Source organism: Cyclobacterium qasimii M12-11B, assembly GCF_000427295.1.
GTDB lineage: Bacteria > Bacteroidota > Bacteroidia > Cytophagales > Cyclobacteriaceae > Cyclobacterium > Cyclobacterium qasimii.
The window spans coordinates 13,974-31,881 of sequence record NZ_ATNM01000003.1 but is presented as its reverse complement, the minus strand read 5'-3'; the positions used below and the strand labels follow the sequence as shown (position 1 = coordinate 31,881).

Sequence of the window (17,908 nt, the reverse complement as noted above, 5' to 3'; positions counted from 1 at the left end):
CTATTTACTGAACTTAATAAACTAAAAAATTAATTTAAGAAGACCAAATTAGTTGCCCGAAATACTTAACTTAATAGCATTTGACTTGACTCTACATGGTAGAGGTTTAGGGGTAGAATTACCCTTTACCTACTCGACTCCATCAATTTTTTTTTCTTGAGGAATTTCTTTACTTATGAAACCAATATTATCGAATTTTGATAATACTTTAGATACTTCTATCATTTTATCAAAATCATTTGTTAATTCAGACTCTGTAATTCCTTCCAAATCAATTAAGATTTTAGGCTGGCTTAGGATTGCCATTTCTTGATGGCTATGATGCTGCATAGGTCCAATCCATTTTCCATTCCAATTAATTTCATCGATATTGTTTACTCTTTTCCAATCATTTATTCTGTCATCTACCCAACCATGAATCTTCCAAAAGGTATCGTGAACGTGACTTGAGTAGGTATCTCCCAAATAGTCATATTTTATATTATTCCACTTTATATTTACGGGCTGGTCAATTGCAGTATCTGGTCTATATCCAACATCGTTTGGCATTGGTGTCGCCCAACGCATATGCATCATATTATGGATTGTAATTTCAAGGTCGACACCCATTTCTCCAAGTGTTACATTTGAAAGGTAATTTTCGCTAGTATATTGAATCTCCCATGGTCTCATTCGGTTATTAAAAAAATCTTCTGATTTAAATTCTTCCATTCCTTTCATTGGAATAATTGGAAATTCAGCATTGTTAGGTAGAGGAAGAGTTTTCCAGCCTACTACTTTTGGATATTCAGGATTTCCAACTGATTGCAATATTGAGTTTGCAAGTCCAATCATCTGTCTATGCATGAACAAAAAATCCTCTCCAGAGTTATTAGTTCTAATCGGTCGTCCTAATCTGTCATTAGATGGTCTAGGAACTTCCCAACCAGGATAAATTGAAACAATGTAGTTTCGAGCATTTTGGTCTAATCTTTCCCAAATCCCTCTAAGAGAATGCCACAAATAATGAGCTAATCTGTGGTGTCTTTTTGCCATTTCATTTTTGACTTCTATTGGTAATTTTGCCATGTTTTTCTTATTTATTGAATTAGGCACTTAAAAAAAATTTATATCGATAAAGTGGCCTTACTATCATCCTTTGTATTAAATCCTTAAATATACCTTACTGCTATTATGAGTATCATTATATGTAGATTATATTTTGAAAACATTTTATATTTAGCCTTCCAGATCAAAATATATTTTGATTCATTTGAATTTTAAAAGTTACGTTTTATTCAATAATTTTTATAATACCCATATCAGTAAAACTATCTCCTTCTGTATTATTTGTTTCCACGGTAAATTGCAAATCTCCTGTATAAGTAGTGTCTGTAAATACAAATATGGCTTCAGCTTTACCCTGTGTGTCCGTAGGAATACTAAAATGATTTAAAAATCCTACATCTGGATCAAAGGAAAAAGAAACAGGGGTGCCCGTTGAAGCAATACCGGTTCCACTGCTAACATTTGCAATTATATTAAACTGATTTATTGTATCATTTTTTGCATAAAAGTTGTTCGAAGAATATTTTATTTTAGTTGGTTCAGCTTTTGTAAAATGGACAGTATCCTGTCTTTCATAATTTAATAGTTGAGTACGTACTATACAATCAGTTACTGTTGTTGAGGCAACTAATGTTGCTTCAATATATCTGTAGTTTTCAGCATCATCTAATCTCGTGAAATTAGTATCTAGGGTATCATTCTTAGATTCTTGGAATGATCCGCTGGAAGTAATGAGTCTAAGTCCAGTTAAATTTGTATCTGAATTGAGAGGAAATCGATAAGTAAACTTAGAAGTTTTTTTCCCATCTGCTAAAATGAATTTATCAGATATTTCAATTTTTAATTTATTCACAATTTCCTGTGATGAATAGTAGTAATCACTTTCTTCGTAACAACCAAGTATGATTAGAAGAATAGTTATACCTGCTAAATATTTTGATCTATTTTTGTAAAGCATCGACTAGTGATTTAAGAGTTTCAAGAATTTCAAAGTCAACAGTGACCGCAATATATGGCATGGCTGCAAGGCTTTTACTACTAATAAATGGATCGGGATTCTCTCTTTGAAAAAAGAATGAACCTGTTGATAAATTGATTGCATTATTAAGCCTAAATCCATACCCAACTAGGAAATTTAGCTTATTATGAAGGTCATATCTTGTCTTATTATCAGTAATTGAAATGAAAGAATATGAAATATTTATAGAAGAACGATGTAATATATTTTTATGAATTATTCTCTTATAAGAGTAACTTTGGTCAATAGGTCTTAAATTGAATCGGAATCCAATAAATGGGATCAAAGTAGCATAAGGGTCAGAAGTGTCATTGGCATAATAAAGGTTTGATGCGAATCCTACACCTAAATCGGGACGGACAGTAAATTTACCTTTTGATATTGAAGTTAAATCCTCATGGGAATATCCTCCAGTTTGAAGGGCGACGTAATCTGCAAAAGGATAAATTTTGCCAATCTTGTAATAATTTAATTTTTTTACTATTGCGGCTCGGCTTTTCAAATATTTCTCTATCTGTTCCCTTTTGGAATTAAGAGAAGTTAATAGTCCTTTTGAATCATTACAGGTGTTAGTTTGATACCAATTAAACCTTGTAATTCTTTCAATGAAATTTATAGTTTCAACTAGGTTTATTCTTCGGCTATTAAATTCTTTTGGGTCGACTTTTATGTCTATTGATATATAATTAATTGGCAATAATCCTTTCCCTATATCATTACTCCATTCTGAAACTGAACCAGGAATTAAAAGGGTAGATAACTTTTCATCAAATATATCTTTATTTAAATCACTTTCACCGCAAAAATCACAGCTGATTAAAAATTTCATTATTTTGGAATAGCAAGAAAGAAATTGTTTTATGTCAACATTAACTGTGTTGATAGATTCCATTAATAATTGAAGTTTAATAAAGTAATTTTTAAATCCAAACTTATTATTGTTAAATTTAATATCGTAGTGCATTAAAAGAACTATTGCTGAATCAGCTTCACCATTTTTTACAAACTCTTTAATTTTTTTTATTATTTTGCCTTCTATTATTTCTTTCTTAATCAAGGCTCTTTTGGATTCAATCTTTGATTGAATACTATCATTCATAGATAGTATACTATCAAGTGGAGTAAATAAATAATTAAACCGCACAGATTCTTGATTGTCAGTTAATTTATCTGCGTTTTTGGATGTAGATATAATAAAATCAATACTGTCTGATGGATTTCCACCTTGTAATCCTTTAAATAATTTATCGATATTTGTTTCTATAACTTCATTGTTTGATCTCAGAGTATATTCAATTCCATAATATTGGTTGGGTTCTAGAGGAAAGATAAGTACACGAACATCTTTTTCATTTTCTAATATATATTCGCTTTTATTTTCATCCTTTATTTTATTTTCATCTATTATTAATTGGAGTGTCATAGTTTTGGATGTGGAATCAACCCATTCAATGCTTGAGCTGTCATATACGCTGTTAATGCGTTTCAACTCTAGTAAATTGAAAGTACTAGTTTGGCCATATTTTTCCGTTTTCGGATTTTGAAATCAACCAAGGTTTGTTCACTTTTTTTTCTATTTTTAAAAAGAATATTTTATCAAATGGAAGCTCAGAGTCTAATGTATTAGTTTCCTGGTTCAGTGTGACAGTAGGAATAGCTTTATCTTGAGCAAAAACTGTATTGTTAAAGATACATAATAAAAGGAACGTAGTAATTAATAGTTTAGTAGTTTTCATTAGTCGAATCTTCAGATAAATAATATAATTATGAACAGTTATCGTCACACCAATCTTTACAATTGCTATATGTATCTGGTCCATATACAACAATGTAATTTTCATTTATTTTTGCATCTTCCTTTACTATATGGCATGTTTCATTCGCAATATTTTCAATTACTTTATACTCTTCCATGTTTTTTCTATATGGTTAAATAGTATTTTCTATTTATTGAATTTGGCACCTTATCACTAATTTTATCTTAGTCTATTCAAATTAAAATATGTTTTATTTTTGAAAAAAGAATAAAGGGCTATATTAATGGCTTTTTCGAACAAGCATTTGCAACTAATACCTTGATGATTAGTTAATAAAGACCTCTTTATCAAGTGCCTAATTCAATCTATTTATTATAAGTTTCCAATTTTGCTAGTTTATGTAATATCTTTATTTTTGTATTTCTGATAAAAACATAAGAACAAACTATTTAAGTATCACTTCCTTTTTAGGTTAAACCAACGACAGTTATTCCTCGCGGAAGTGTCCGGACACGCTGTTATTGAACCCTTCATTTTTTAAAATAATATCCCCACTCATCTCTCAAATCCCTTCGCAATCGCCTCCTTCCCCGAATGCACCTGCAACTTCTCATAAATATGCTCCAAATGCTTCCTTACTGTCTTATCAGAAATAAATAACTGTTCTCCAATCTGCCGCACCGACATCCCTTTCTTAAGCCATTGCAACACCTCCTGCTCCCTTTTACTTAATTTTCCCATTTCAGGAGATAAACTTTCTTGGGCTTTCGGTTTCCCTTTTAAATAATTCAATGCCATGCTTGCTAATGAAGGGGAAAGCGGTAGACTACCCTCAAGCACCTCATCGATAGCGTTTTTTAATAGATGTGGCCTTATTTCTTTGAGCAAATAACCGGATGCTCCAGCTTTTAAAGCTTCAAAAAGCTTTTTTTCATCATCCATTACCGTCAGCATCAGAATTTTCAAGCTAGGATATTTTTCCTTTGCCAATCTTGTGGCCTCAATACCGTCCATTCCGGGCATTGAGATATCCATTAATACCACATCAGGTAAAGCCTCCAGTTGCATGGCTTTTAATGCCGAAGATCCATCGCGCTCTTCCCAAACTATGGTTACCTCTCCACCCAATGCTAACTTGTCCCGGATATCCTGACCAAGTTGGGCATTGTCTTCAACGAGTCCGATTTTTATCATTTTTTTGAAGAGGGTAGAGATAAATTGATATTATCAAATATAAAGTATAAGATAATAGCTGTCAATACGTCAAATGGCGTAATTATTAAGTGGTTACAGGTATGATAACTTGTATTTCCGTTCCTGAATTTCCGGATTTTAAATCCATACCACCCCCCATTTCTGCAGCCCTCTTACGCATATTTTCAAGTCCGAATCCATATGAGGATTTCTCTGGATCGAAACCGATGCCATTGTCTTTAATCACCAGGTTTAGTTGAGGTGGATTAATTCTCAATTCAACCACTATTTCATCGGCTTGAGCATGTTTAATTATATTCGCAATTGCTTCCTGAGTTAGTCGCATCAGGTGCACGGCTACTTCTGGTGAAAGGATGATATTTTCAGATGGATTTGAACAGTGCCATGTCAATTGGGGATATTGCTGACCCTCCCATAGGTTCTGTAGATAACCATGAAGCCTCAATGCGAATTGGGAACATGTAACTTCTTTCTTATTTAAAATCCAGATAGTTTCCCGAAGGTTTTGGTTTATATCACGGGTAAAATCCCTTAACTGTTTAAGCTGTTTCTGCTGTGAATTGTCTGATATGGAAAGGATGTCTAACCGTGAAATGATATGGGTAAGTTGAGAACCAATGCCATCATGCAGGTCTCTAGCGAGATGTTCGCGTTGTACATGGAGTTCGTTGCTTATACGTAACGAGGAAATTTTTAATTCTTGCAATTCACGCTCGGCATCCCAAAAAGCTTTTTGCTGCTCTAAATACAGCAAGGTTTGTTTATCCTGAGTGTCCCTTATTTCCTTTTGACGAAAGATCCATCCAATCGAAATAAGCAGAACTTGGGCTGTAAGTGCTATCCTTAAAAGTAGTATATCCGGAACAGTAAGGTATACCGCATTTAAGTTGACCAATATAATATTGGCCACGAGAAAAATAATTACAAAGGCTTGTGAAGCTAGTAAAAGCCAAACAGGTTGGAATTTGCGCTGAAATGAATCTCGTAAACAACTACCCCAAAGAACGGTAATGGAAATTAGCATGAGTATTCCGAACCAATAACCAGTTTTGTAGAGAATGTCATTGGAATTAATGTAGCCGTAATTGGTTAGAAAAATACAACCGGCAAGGGCAGCGAAAAACCACCAGGGGCTGATCCGAAGCCACCATTTCGGCGATAGGCTGGGAATGACCAGAAATTTTCGACTAAACAATAAGAAAAAACAAATGCCCAGATTAAGAAGATGTGGGTTTTGTATGGGATTATAATACTTGTACAAAGATGGTGCAAGGTATATTCCCCATCCATCTATTAGCAAAGCATATAACGAAAAGCAAGTAATATAGGCTGCAAAATAATAATAGATGCGCTTTTGTTGGATAAAATAGGCAGCTAGGGAGACAAAAATAACTGTTAAAATCATTCCAATAAAAAGCGCCCACCTCCAATTGGATTCGTTTGAATAATGGATAAATTCTGGTTGATTCCAAAATTTCACAAAGTATTTCATAGGATAACCTGCAGAATTATTTCCATGGATAATCACATCAAAGGTTTGATAATTCTTTATAGGAAGCTCAGTCAGAAAATAGCGGTGTTTCAGCGGATTATAATTTGCTTTAGACAAATGAGAGAATCCAGTGGACGGAAACTCATGTATCTTACCGGCATTGTCAATTAGCCATATTTTTAAAGTATCAATAAAAGGAGTCTGTAACTCCATAAGTAAGGGTTGGGTTGTGTTACTTTTTACCTTGATATAAACCCATCCGGAACCGCTGTTTTTGTCAAAGTTGATAGCAGAAACTTCTTTCCATTCCGCTTTGGGTAACGCAAGGATATCTGGAAGGGAATATAGAGCGTTGGCATCAGAAAATTGAAAGATTTGTTTTACCATCACAGGAGATTTAATGGTAATAATATTCATTCCCCCTCGCTGGTTTAACAACCACCAGCTACCAATACCTAGAAGCCCTACAATGAGCAAAATCTGGGGCACGAATTTAAAAAACGTCCGATCGGTTTTAATAAATATTAGTTAAAATAAATATTACATTAACTACAATTTAATTACATTATTCCACATTTTTATGTTTGTTAAATCTATTAATGGAATTATTTTTATAGTGTAGATAAATTAATTACTTCTATTAAGGTCGTTGACAATCGGTATAATTTAAAATACAACAGAAAATTTGTCTTTAGGAGATGTAGCCAATCAATGACTCACCAATTTATGGGCTATTTTTTCACATGCATCCCAATTGACTGTCTGAGATGTTCCTAGGAACTATGTCATAATAGGAGGGGAGAGAAAGAGAGTTTATATTCCGTTCCTCCTTGTGCTTAGTTAAAACTCCCCCGCGCATCATTCATTTAGCCCTCCAGCTCCCTCTGTAAGCACATTATGAAACGTTTTAATCTATTATCAGAACCCACCTCGTTTGTGACTGCGAATCTGAAAGAAGCTGGAGATAAATTTTCGAGCCTATGAACAGAAACTTCATATAATGCGGATATGTGTGGGTAATTGCAAAAGAAACAAAAGCCCAATACTGCTCAGAACACATAATCCTAAATGGAGGCTACAAGAATAGAAAACGAATGACCTTACCCTGAGAGATCTGAAATGGGAGTTGCATAATTCCCATTGTTGTGTGTAATTTGAATAAAAATCACTCGCTTAGGATAATTATTTGAAAATGGATATGAACGAATTATTATTAAAATTTGGAATAGACTGCGTTGATGATGCTGTTTATGAATATGCCTCAAATCCTTTGGACTGGTGGGATAGTGAAAATAGAACCTCTATTGAAATTGAACTTCATCAAATTGAAGATGGATTAAAATCAATTAGTATAATATTCTGTCCAGATGTTGAAAGAATAGTTGAGAGAAAAAAGGTATTTTCATCATCATTTAATGGTAAGGGGATTAAGAAAAATGCTTTGGTAGCAAAGGCAGTTTTTGAAAATATTAATTGCAAATTTGGATTACCCTTTTCTGATGAACAAAACGCCTATATTACAACCAAATCCTCTGAATCCGAATTAGTCTTAGATTGTATATTAAACCTAATTGGACAAAAAGTACCAACATTTAAGATTGATTTAAATGAATCAAATTATGAAGAAAGATCATTCGAAGTTGGGGATACTCTTGAACATTTCATTGCAATGATGGATATGAACTCCACAGACTTTACGAAAGAGAATATAATTACTTCCCTTGAAGTGGCAATAAATTTTGAAGGCGATAAATATTTGGATAAATTAAAAAATGATATAACTAGCGGAATAGAATTTGACTATGAAGTACAATATGGAGTGAATAAAGAAAAGTTAAATTTAATAAAAGAAACAATAACAAACTACACACAATCCCTTCGTTTATGATAGGAGCGTTTTTTGCCTCATGGTATTTACAAAGTTGAGAACTTTATCAAAATTCACCCTGTCGCAGTGGATATATCGTTTTGTCGGTGTCAGGGTGTTAAGCCTTATGGCGATCCATATATCAGAGGGCTCTATATACAGGGTTCGAGCCGGAACATGGTAGATCCACGGTTACTAAATACTCCTTTATTTCTGTATAATCAAGGAACCCTTGCATCAGGCTCATACACTCAAAATGGGAGCTGGCTTGTCAGAATAATATATAACAAGATTAACCACATAGAAGAAAGTTGGTCATCATTATGATCGGAGGTTTTTGGAACATATTCACCAATTTTAAACCGCTATTCTTTTCTAAAACAGAATCACTGTTTAAATAATATATAGAGAATAGAAAAACTTTTAAAATAATCTGGTATCCCTGTCATATAATAATAACTTTTAGACACTAATGGTTAAGAATGAAAAAACCTCAACTGGAAAATCTCCTTAAAGAACTTCACCAAGCAACTTACCACTGGTCAAGGCAGTGCTGCTCATTTGATGAGGATTTGGCCAAGGATGTGTTGCAGCAGGTTTATTTGAAAATTCTTGAGGGGAAAGCTATCTATAAAGAAAAGTCTCAAATTAAAACATGGCTGTTTTCTGTTATTAGGTTTACCGCTGAGGAATGGAAAAAGAACGTAAAAACACCTATCCACTTGAAGCGGAATTTGATGTAGCAGAAACAGAAGATGAAGTCACTGCTGCCTCCCATAAAGAATTGATTGAAATGCTGCCGGAAAGACAAAAGGAGGTTTTACTATTGGTGTTCTATCATAACCTTACTTTGGAAAAATCCGCTGAAATCATGGAAACCAGTATTGGTTCAGTCAGGAAACATTATGACAGAGGAAAAAGAAACCTCAAAGAGCTTATCTTAAAGAAGACGTTGCATGAAAACAATAAATAATTCCGAAGACCAAGAGCTGCAAAATTTCTTCAGCGAAATGAAAGCTGAGGATTCCGCAATGGTGGCTCCCCAATTTCCAAAAATTAGGGAATCTAAATCATGGAGGTTGATTCCTTTAGGAATTGCGGCTTCTTTGGCTTTATTGGCTTGGTTTTTCAGTGGAGATAAAGCTATCCGAACCTTAAATCACGACGTAATCATTATTACCCTGGAAGCAGGACAAAACAACGAGCTCCAATTCAAAATTGAATCCACTACCGAATTGGAATCTTGGGATTCCCCGACCTCTTCTCTTTTAACTGATTTCTAACAAAAATTAATCTATATGAAATCGATCATGACAATACTCGTTACACACTGGGATGATTATTAGCCATGTGAGATTCCATGTGACCGCTAAAAATAAAACTATAAACACATGAAAAAGCTATTTATAATTGGAATAATTCTGTGCTCAGGTGTCCTCAATGCACAGGATATATTTCAGGAAAACCTGTATTCTGCCAACCTGGTATTTCAAAACAGTTTTGCCATTTCCCTTTCTGAACAACAGTTAGAAAAAATCAAAAAGATACACAGCCAAAGTTCCAAAGAATTCTTTACGGGCAAATTGGATCTGGATGAAGCTTCTGCCAAGTTAGAGAAAATGCTGAGCGCAACCAAACCCAACCCTGAGGCAGTTTTCAGGCAATTGGATATAGTATTAAACCTGGAAAATTCATTGAAGAAAAAAAGTTATCAACTTTGGTTGCCATTAAAAATGAACTCAGCGAAACCCAGCAAAAAGAGCTTTCGGAACTGAAAGGTGTCAGTGATATTGATAAATATGATTTTTCCAACAAGCCATTAGTTGTTGGGCCATTGACTATCGTGGATGGTAAAAACCCGAACGTAAAAATGAGTGTTTCGGGAGATTCGGAAAACAGTCCATTAATGTTACTTTCAACAAAAGATGGAATGGTTGAGATTGAAGATATTGAGAAAATTAATTCAGAGGACATTTCAGGCATGTCGGTCATAAAAAACAAATGGGCGACCGATAAATATGGTGAAAAAGGAAAAAACGGCGTGTTAATCATCACGTTGAAAAAAGACATGCAGGAGCAATTTGAGAAGTAGGGAACAATAGACCTTTGAGGTATGGAAAACCTCAAAGGTTTCGAATGCCGACCTTTGGGGTTTATGAAACCTCAAAGGTTTTTTTGGGTAAAGCCTTTTATTTACCTCTTTTTCGATTTTTTTTTGAAAATCCTTCGGCACACTCTAAGGTTGTACCTCGTTGAAAGAAACCTCCAACTATTTTTAAATTCTTTCGTAAATTCTCATTTCTAATTTTCGTACAAAACAATTCTATCGTTGGTTTAACCATTTTGGTGAAAGGTGGTCAAGCATATAATCAGGGATTAGGACACATTTAACTATTTTTAGGACACTTTTCTATCGTACCGCACAATTAATGTTAAACAGGATCATAATTAGACGTTAACCAATTTGGCCAAATCAATGAATCACCAAAGCTATGGGCTATTTTTTCACATGCATCCGAGATGATTTTCAGAGGTATACCAAGGAACTACGGCATAATAGGAGGTGACCGACAGAGATTTTTTTATTCCGTTCCTCCTTGTGCTTAGTGAAAAACTCCCCATGGAATGGGCTTATCCTTCATTTAGCCCTCCAGTACCAGGAGATTTAAAATCGGTAAGCACATTATGAAACGTTTTAATTTATTGTCAGAACCCACAGAGATGCTTTATAACCAGGGGAAATCTGCCATGACAGACTACCATATCATCGCTGCTATAGCGAATATTCTTATAGACAAAGCTCGGGAGATTCTTGCCCTGGCAAATAATAAACTATCGGAATTGGCCAAGTGGGACATGGAGAGATGGCTGAAAATAGAAGGAATCGGATATGCCAAGGCCACAGCTATGGTAACTTCATTTGAATTGGGTAGAAGAAGGATGTTTGAACAACCAGATAAAAAAATCAAGATCAATTGTTCTCAAGATGTTTACAATTGTATGAAGCCTTTCCTTTATGACGAAGTGGTGGAACACTTTTACATTGTATTGTTAAACCGAAACAATCAAGTACTCAAACTCTATAAAATCATCTCCAGAAGTACCAACGCTACCCTAGCCGATCCCAAACTAATTTTCAAAAAAGAACTCGACCAACTGGCCTCAGGAATCATCCTTGTACACAATCACCCTTCCGGAAACCTTAGACCTTCCGATGCTGATAAAAGGCTAACCAAAAGGTTGACCGAAGCTGGAAACAGTTTGGAAATGCCAGTACTGAATCATTTGATATTTACAGATGGTACTTACCTAATTTTTGAGGATGAAGGGCTGTTATTGGTCTTTATTCATAGGTTTTAATAACAGGAATTTATCAAACTACGGTTGGTGGTTTCCTATTTTTTTAAATTTTACATAAAATCAATTATGTGCAAAGCAGCCTTCCGAACACCACCAATAGGGTAGGATACTTATTATGATTTTTCAATTGAAATCGAGTATAACAAAAACGATACATACTGGGATTTTTATAAATCATATGAGATTCCATATGCCAATTGAAGAATAATTATAATCACATAAAACTGAAGCTAGTTAAATCTTTTTCACATACCAATTCGATGATTTTTTTGAATAAGGATTCAAATTCGAGTTGGATAAAATTGACCTTGTAATCAAGCGTCTGGAAACAGGAAGCTTTAGTACCCTTACTGATTCCGAATTTGTAAATCGTTAATCTTAGTTAAAGCTCCCTGATTTCACTCAAAATTTTAATTACTTTAGCGGATGCAGTTACAAAAACAAGTTTCCAAAATCCTATCCGCCGTCTTCCTTACAGGAAATGCGCTATTTTTTTCGTGCACAAGCAATCCAGATTCTTCCCATGAAAGACACCTCTCCTATACTATTGACACAGTACAGATAGACTCCAAGGATAAAATTTTGTTTTTACAAAGCGAATTGCTTTTTTCGGATTATTCTGAATTCGACGGGATGCTTTATAATTTCGACGATAAAACTCATCATGTCGAGCAAATTAACCTCAATAACTTAACTCTCGAAAAAACTATTCCATTCGAGCAGGAAGGCCCCAATGGCACAGGTTTTTGGACTTCTGATTTTCAAGCATTGCCCGAGAAGCAGCTCTTTTTGGGTGGTGAACGTACTGGGATCTTTAATCTCAAAGGGGAATTACAGCATAGATTTGATTGGAATTCTGTAACTAAAGAAAAGGGAGGGCTTTTAAATGAAGAGCGGGTCTTTTACCAAGTAGTGAATCCCAACTTCCATCATCAGGCCTTTGCCGTTGTCGTACATGATCATAACAATTCAGTATCCCTTCGACACCTCAACAGCTCAAACAATTCCATTAAATCCTACAACATAGACCCTCAAGAACACTTTAAAACTTATACTTTGGGTGATTTAAGTACTTACAACAAATGGTACCCAAAAGTTCACTTCAGCAGCATCAAGGAACATGTCATCGTATCTCACGAATTTGCTAATGATTTTTATGTTTTGTACCCAGAAAAGGACTCACTGATTTCAATCTATTACGATTCACCTGTTCTCCCATCAAAAGTAACTCCAAATACAGAAGGAGATCTGGTAAACTCAATAGAAGATCGAAAAAATGCACTCAGAAACCATCTGAGCCAAGTTGTGTACGGTCCAATTGTTTTTGACACTAAAAACAACCACTATTTGCGACTGGCCGCGTCCATTCAGTATGGAGAAAAAGAACGGGAAATGCATTTACTCCCAGAAATTAAACACAGCATTCTATATATTTCAATTTTTGATGAAAATTTCAACCATCTAGTGGATCAGGAAATTTCAGAAGTCAAAAAAAGAGGAATCCCTAAATATTTTATCCGAGAGGGAGCACTTTGGATGTATCTAAATTTGGATGATGAATTAGGCTTTACCCGAATTATACCATCCTGATTCTCAATTGACACTTTTTTTAATGATTAATATATCGACGACCCGTCTACCAAAGGTCTTAAATCATCCCGTTTAATGAATGGCTTTTCTTTACAAGGCCCGGCAGACCGAATAGAAAACTGCATTATCAAGCAACTGGCCACTTTGAGTTTTTCGGTCAGCTTGTCAATATTGACTGGATTGGTTAATCCTATTTTACCTTAACCGGTGAGATCAAATGTAAGGGCCTTTAGTGCCGTTCTCTTAGGTCCTTTAAATTTTCCTGTTTTTGTTGCTGGTTAAACCCTTTTACTGTAAAGAACCTATTTCTTTATTCCTTTTGATAGTAGTTTTCCAATGCCATGGGCTATCCTGTTTACAGTTGTGAATTACGATAAATGCAAAGATGGGGGCAGCGGTCCACCAGCCAAGGGTACACTTAGCCAGATTAAAAAATAGGGTTTTCCAAAGGAAGCCTTCCAATTTTTTTGCTCAACCCTTGGCTTGGTTGGGTGTCCCTGGCAGACCCCGAATTCTTAGGCATAATCAATTTTAAAACTTTAAACAGATAAAGTCATATCTCAATTTGAAAAAACTTACATCGGAAAAGGAACACAAGTTAAAGATCTAGACATTATCAGGGTATCCATCTCTAAAGAAAGACTGGAGGAAATCCTCAAAGACCAGATGGTCGACTACGACGGCAAAGAATACCTAGTATTTGAAGTCGCTTCACTGAAAGAGCCGGACCAATATGGCAAAACCCATACGGCCTATATCAGCAAAAAGGTAGATGTACCAAAAACTGGGAAGACCAGAAAGTTCAAATCTAAGGAAAAAGCCCTTCTGGGCTTTTTATTTGGTTTTTTAAGTTTGTCTGTTGACGGACAGTTTTGTTCGAAAAAGATATTTATTAAAATGAAAAAGTGAAAATATAGTAAGTTTTTTGCTGGCACAAAAGTCGTAGAAGTGGTACTTAATTAGACTGTAAAACCTGTAAGTAAAATAAAAGGCTAGCTTTAAAAGCTAATAATATGCGGTTAAATAACCTAAAAACTGGCTAAATTTGCCGGAGAGAATCCCATAATAGTAATGAATGAGGGGGGGGCAACCGAAAAAATCACTACCATCATTGAACAATGAACTTTTTGACATGCATCACATTAGAAGTTTTTAACTCTAGAAAATATACTCCTTTCACTAATTCTCCAACTTTGATATAAACGCCATTTTCTTCTAAGGTAAAATGTTTAATAGGCACTCCTAAGGAGTTTATGACCCTTGTAGATATAAGATCAAATCCCTCTGGTAAATCTAGGGTTATATGATCTGTAGCAGGATTTGGATAAAGCATAACTTCCTTTAATAGGTCCAGTTCAAAAGAAGTAATGGTATATTGGTAGATAGTTGAGTAAAAAGAGGATCCACAAGACCCTTGGACTTTAACTGTATAGTCCCCTGAGCTTACTGCTTCAAATGTACTATTAGTCGCGCCTTGGATTAATTCGCCATTTAAGAACCATTGATTCGATTCAGGACTGCTAGAACTCAGCGTAATTCCGGAAGCTGTGATATCAGGGGTAGGAGGCAAAACACAAAAACTTTGCGTTGCTTCTGCTGACTCAAAGTTTATATTTCCTTCCTGTATAGCTTTTACTGTCACATTACCGCTTTCTGTTAAACTAAGTGTATTACCAGATAATGTGGCATGTCCGCTGACCACAGAGTAGGTCACATTCAATCCGGAAGAAGCCGAAGAGATTAAATCAAATGGATTGTCTCCGTACATTTTATCAACAATAATCTCAAAAGTAATGGTTTGATCTGCCTTTTTTACCACTAAATTTTGACTTACACTTTTAGCAGACATATATTCTTCATCACCAGCTTGGGAAGCTGTTATTACTGCAGTGCCAGCTCCTTTAATTGAAATAGAATTTCCATTTACTATGGCTACTGAATTATTGCTACTGGTGAATTGCACAGGAAGATTTGAACTTGCTAGTGCCTGTATATGAAAATTTTGGTCTCCAAATTCCATTTCCGCAATAGAGTTAAAACGAATTTCTTGTGTTTTTAAAAATTTTGCACGATAAATTTCAGCGTAGCTATAGCCATCGCCATTGCTATTAAAAGGTGGACTACCAAAAGCAAAAGCATTGTTTTTGTATATATAAATACCACGAGTACTCATAGGTGGCGTATCGCCAATGTATTGCCAGCACTTTCCGCCATTGATAGTTTGATAAATCTGGCCAAAACCAGTACCACTTAAGCCTCTATTCCTGTCAAAAAATTCGATCATATTAGAAGTTGGAAGGTGATAATCAATTGCCCAAGATGCACCCCCATCCACTGTTTTCCATACTTTACTAATTCCTCCTTTGGCAAATCCCAATTTGTCATCTATGAAATCAATGTCGTAAATACCAAAGTAATCGTTACCAGTAGAAATAAAGGTGGGCTTTTCCCAGGTTTTTCCGTCGGTAGTTCTAAGGAACATTTCTGAATTATAATGATCGCCTTCTCCAACAGCGGTGCAATTGTTTTCATCAATACATTCAATTCTTCTAATGACCCCTTTTCTCTCATACTGTTTCTCCCAACTATTACCTCCGTCTAATGTCTTATAAATGGATGATTTATCGTTAATCGAATACGAAACAGCATAACCTATCTTTGAATTTAAGAATTCTATATCACGAATACCTCCTATAGTTCTAGAATAGCTCTTCCCACCATCTGTTGTTTTATAAAGATATTCTGAAGCTACAAAGCCTGTATCAGCTGAAAAAAAATGAATTTTCCCCACATCTTCGTGGCTTGATGGGCTGCCCATTTCATGCCAGTTTTTACCACCATCAGTACTCTTCAATACTCTGTTTATCGTTCTAGCAAAACCTAGAGTGTCATTTACCATCTGCATGTCAATAATTTTCCATTTGGTGTTAACGTTCATCCTCTCCCAAACTACCTCTGGTATTGGTTCTTCCCGATAGATCGTAACTGTATCGCTTTCAGAACATCCAAATCCAGAGGTGACAGTGAGTACATATTCAATAGTAGTAGGATGGGTTGATATAGGGTTGGCAATTTTGGGGTTAGACAGCCCTGTTGTAGGGTGCCAAGAATAATTATAATGGCCGATTTTTGGATTTAAAGTTACAGCTTCACCATAACAAGCGAAAACATCCTCCCCAGCATCCGCTGAAACAGTTTCTACATATACTTCGATAAATTTTGTAAGGGTGTCAGACGCTACTCCGTTTGATGCGATTAGGGATATTTCTCCTCTAAACGTTTCGGTGATTCGGATGGCATCTTCAAACTCTGTAGAAACCAGCTGATCGTCAATAAACCATTTGTAATTATAGGATTCATGGCTTCCATTCTCAAATTGAACATAAGAATAACCACACCTTCCCTTTACGGAATAGGAAAAGTTAATTAGTGGAACAGACGGCCCCCCGGAGTTGGAGGTTTGAAATATCATGCCATCTTTGCCAACTATAAAACCTTTTCCATCATTCCTCAGGTAAATGTTTTCCACATGTTGTGTTTTTGTTTCTTTAAACCATTCCCATTTTGATCCACCGTCATATGTTACATATACGCCATTCTCTGTACCCAAATAAATAATTTCAGATGACTTAACAAACATAGTGGTAACTTTACTGAACGGCAAATCATATATAAACCATGTACTGGCACCATCATATGTTCTATAGATTTTTGTTCTCGAGGAAATAATAATTTCATTTTTACTTAGCGCTTCTACAGCCACAAAATCCAAATTGTTATTTGTTAAAACACCATTAAGTTGTCCCAAATTATTGATCTCTTGTAAGTGGGGGCCCGACAATAAATATCCCTCCTTTGCAGAATAAAAAGAACCGCCTATGTAATTAGTGGACCTATCAGAGATTAATACATTCCAAGTCTCTCCAGCATCTTCAGTATAAAGAACCCGCCCGTTAGTGCCGAATGCAATTCCATTTTTGGAATCAAGGAACTCAACATCATTAAATTCTCGTGGCCAGGATCCACCATTAAAGGCATGAACCAAGTTCCAGTTGTCACCTCCATCATATGTCTTTGCGATTGCTTCACTATTTGCCATAACAATTGGACCTACACCCAACCCGACCTTTGAGTTAAAAAAATGGGTCTTATAAAAATAACTGCCCGGCAGTTCATCAATTGTTTTCGAATGCCAGGTCTTCCCAAAGTCATAGGTTTTAAAAAGCCCATCAAAACCAGCTATGTATATTGTATCCCCATTTACGGGAGAAATATGGGTTAAAGTTTTATCCGTGCCAATCGAAACTCTTTGCCACTGACAAAGGCTGGGAAAGGAGAGAAACAATCCAACAATAAGACTGATAATACGAAAGGCGTAAAGGATCCCTCCCCCTTGTGCTGTATTATTTACCATAAAAAAGTCTACAAAAGTTCAAATCAATATTTAAAACGGCACAAAGTACAAAATCTATCTGAATTTCAAACTAATTTTACAATTATAACCTATTAAGCTGGGAAAATCGAAAATACTCATTTTCATTCAAATTCTATATTCGGTTTTA

Annotated in this window: 15 protein-coding genes; 9 read left to right on the top strand and 6 right to left on the bottom strand. The window is 35.2% G+C overall.

Translation table 11 applies throughout. The annotated features are described in order from the left end of the window. Window positions 1-129: 129 nt before the first annotated feature. The 5 genes from ADICYQ_RS00145 to ADICYQ_RS25560 form a co-directional block, all read right to left on the bottom strand. Window positions 130-1,068: a hypothetical protein gene (locus tag ADICYQ_RS00145; protein WP_051160062.1), complete on the bottom strand. Its 939-nt coding sequence runs from the start codon at window positions 1,066-1,068 to the stop codon at window positions 130-132. Window positions 1,069-1,273: 205 nt separating this feature from the next. Continuing rightward, window positions 1,274-2,005, bottom strand: a complete 732-nt coding sequence (locus ADICYQ_RS00140; RefSeq protein WP_020891372.1) for a hypothetical protein — start codon at window positions 2,003-2,005, stop codon at window positions 1,274-1,276. Next, window positions 1,989-3,488: a hypothetical protein gene (locus tag ADICYQ_RS00135; protein ID WP_020891371.1), complete on the bottom strand. Its 1,500-nt coding sequence runs from the start codon at window positions 3,486-3,488 to the stop codon at window positions 1,989-1,991. The genes ADICYQ_RS00140 and ADICYQ_RS00135 overlap by 17 nt, the downstream gene beginning before the upstream one ends. A gap of 889 nt (window positions 3,489-4,377) precedes the next feature. Further along, entirely contained in the window at window positions 4,378-5,016 is a 639-nt protein-coding gene (locus tag ADICYQ_RS00125) for a response regulator (RefSeq protein ID WP_020891369.1), read from the bottom strand. A gap of 85 nt (window positions 5,017-5,101) precedes the next feature. Beyond that, window positions 5,102-6,946, bottom strand: a complete 1,845-nt coding sequence (locus ADICYQ_RS25560) for a sensor histidine kinase (protein ID WP_146947961.1) — start codon at window positions 6,944-6,946, stop codon at window positions 5,102-5,104. Between the two features lie 775 nt (window positions 6,947-7,721). On the opposite strand from ADICYQ_RS25560, the gene ADICYQ_RS00115 reads away from it, so the two are divergent. The 9 genes from ADICYQ_RS00115 to ADICYQ_RS27940 all read left to right on the top strand — a co-directional run bounded on the left by ADICYQ_RS00115 (window position 7,722) and on the right by ADICYQ_RS27940 (window position 14,255). Further along, entirely contained in the window at window positions 7,722-8,417 is a 696-nt protein-coding gene (locus ADICYQ_RS00115; protein ID WP_020891367.1) for a hypothetical protein, read from the top strand. Between the two features lie 461 nt (window positions 8,418-8,878). After that, window positions 8,879-9,139, top strand: coding sequence for an RNA polymerase sigma factor (locus tag ADICYQ_RS27960; RefSeq protein WP_235114191.1), 261 nt, complete (start codon window positions 8,879-8,881; stop codon window positions 9,137-9,139). Next, complete coding sequence (locus ADICYQ_RS27955; protein ID WP_020891366.1) at window positions 9,088-9,369, top strand: RNA polymerase sigma factor; 282 nt, start codon at window positions 9,088-9,090, stop codon at window positions 9,367-9,369. The genes ADICYQ_RS27960 and ADICYQ_RS27955 overlap by 52 nt, the downstream gene beginning before the upstream one ends. After that, window positions 9,353-9,679: a hypothetical protein gene (locus tag ADICYQ_RS00105; RefSeq protein ID WP_020891365.1), complete on the top strand. Its 327-nt coding sequence runs from the start codon at window positions 9,353-9,355 to the stop codon at window positions 9,677-9,679. Before ADICYQ_RS27955 ends, ADICYQ_RS00105 begins: the two co-directional genes overlap by 17 nt. Window positions 9,680-9,787: 108 nt before the next feature. Further along, window positions 9,788-10,171, top strand: coding sequence for a hypothetical protein (locus ADICYQ_RS27950; RefSeq protein WP_020891364.1), 384 nt, complete (start codon window positions 9,788-9,790; stop codon window positions 10,169-10,171). Next, on the top strand, window positions 10,114-10,488 hold the full coding sequence (locus ADICYQ_RS27945) for a hypothetical protein (RefSeq protein ID WP_235114178.1): 375 nt from the start codon (window positions 10,114-10,116) through the stop codon (window positions 10,486-10,488). Before ADICYQ_RS27950 ends, ADICYQ_RS27945 begins: the two co-directional genes overlap by 58 nt. Window positions 10,489-11,081: 593 nt before the next feature. Continuing rightward, the gene (locus ADICYQ_RS00090; RefSeq protein ID WP_040413632.1) at window positions 11,082-11,756 is read left to right on the top strand and encodes a JAB domain-containing protein; all 675 of its coding nucleotides are present in this window, start codon (window positions 11,082-11,084) and stop codon (window positions 11,754-11,756) included. A gap of 426 nt (window positions 11,757-12,182) precedes the next feature. Next, window positions 12,183-13,346 carry a DUF4221 family protein gene (locus ADICYQ_RS00085; protein WP_020891360.1) on the top strand — a complete coding sequence of 388 codons (1,164 nt, stop codon included), beginning with the start codon at window positions 12,183-12,185 and terminating at the stop codon, window positions 13,344-13,346. Window positions 13,347-14,012: 666 nt separating this feature from the next. Continuing rightward, window positions 14,013-14,255 carry a hypothetical protein gene (locus tag ADICYQ_RS27940; RefSeq protein WP_020891358.1) on the top strand — a complete coding sequence of 81 codons (243 nt, stop codon included), beginning with the start codon at window positions 14,013-14,015 and terminating at the stop codon, window positions 14,253-14,255. 199 nt (window positions 14,256-14,454) lie between these two features. Here the strand turns inward: ADICYQ_RS27940 and ADICYQ_RS00075 are convergent, their stop codons facing one another. Then, window positions 14,455-17,760 (bottom strand): YCF48-related protein, encoded by a 3,306-nt coding sequence (locus ADICYQ_RS00075; RefSeq protein ID WP_020891357.1) that lies wholly within the window; start codon window positions 17,758-17,760, stop codon window positions 14,455-14,457. Window positions 17,761-17,908 lie beyond the last annotated feature (148 nt).

Bases quoted from the DNA above. Each gene is read 5' to 3' on its own strand.
- ADICYQ_RS00145 (WP_051160062.1), bottom strand. From the start codon at position 1,068: ATGGCAAAATTACCAATAGAAGTCAAAAATGAAATGGCAAAAAGACAC.
- ADICYQ_RS00140 (WP_020891372.1), bottom strand. From the start codon at position 2,005: ATGCTTTACAAAAATAGATCAAAATATTTAGCAGGTATAACTATTCTT.
- ADICYQ_RS00135 (WP_020891371.1), bottom strand. From the start codon at position 3,488: ATGACACTCCAATTAATAATAGATGAAAATAAAATAAAGGATGAAAAT.
- ADICYQ_RS00125 (WP_020891369.1), bottom strand. From the start codon at position 5,016: ATGATAAAAATCGGACTCGTTGAAGACAATGCCCAACTTGGTCAGGAT.
- ADICYQ_RS25560 (WP_146947961.1), bottom strand. From the start codon at position 6,946: ATGAATATTATTACCATTAAATCTCCTGTGATGGTAAAACAAATCTTT.
- ADICYQ_RS00115 (WP_020891367.1), top strand. From the start codon at position 7,722: ATGGATATGAACGAATTATTATTAAAATTTGGAATAGACTGCGTTGAT.
- ADICYQ_RS27960 (WP_235114191.1), top strand. From the start codon at position 8,879: ATGAAAAAACCTCAACTGGAAAATCTCCTTAAAGAACTTCACCAAGCA.
- ADICYQ_RS27955 (WP_020891366.1), top strand. From the start codon at position 9,088: ATGGAAAAAGAACGTAAAAACACCTATCCACTTGAAGCGGAATTTGAT.
- ADICYQ_RS00105 (WP_020891365.1), top strand. From the start codon at position 9,353: ATGAAAACAATAAATAATTCCGAAGACCAAGAGCTGCAAAATTTCTTC.
- ADICYQ_RS27950 (WP_020891364.1), top strand. From the start codon at position 9,788: ATGAAAAAGCTATTTATAATTGGAATAATTCTGTGCTCAGGTGTCCTC.
- ADICYQ_RS00090 (WP_040413632.1), top strand. From the start codon at position 11,082: ATGAAACGTTTTAATTTATTGTCAGAACCCACAGAGATGCTTTATAAC.
- ADICYQ_RS00085 (WP_020891360.1), top strand. From the start codon at position 12,183: ATGCAGTTACAAAAACAAGTTTCCAAAATCCTATCCGCCGTCTTCCTT.
- ADICYQ_RS27940 (WP_020891358.1), top strand. From the start codon at position 14,013: ATGGTCGACTACGACGGCAAAGAATACCTAGTATTTGAAGTCGCTTCA.
- ADICYQ_RS00075 (WP_020891357.1), bottom strand. From the start codon at position 17,760: ATGGTAAATAATACAGCACAAGGGGGAGGGATCCTTTACGCCTTTCGT.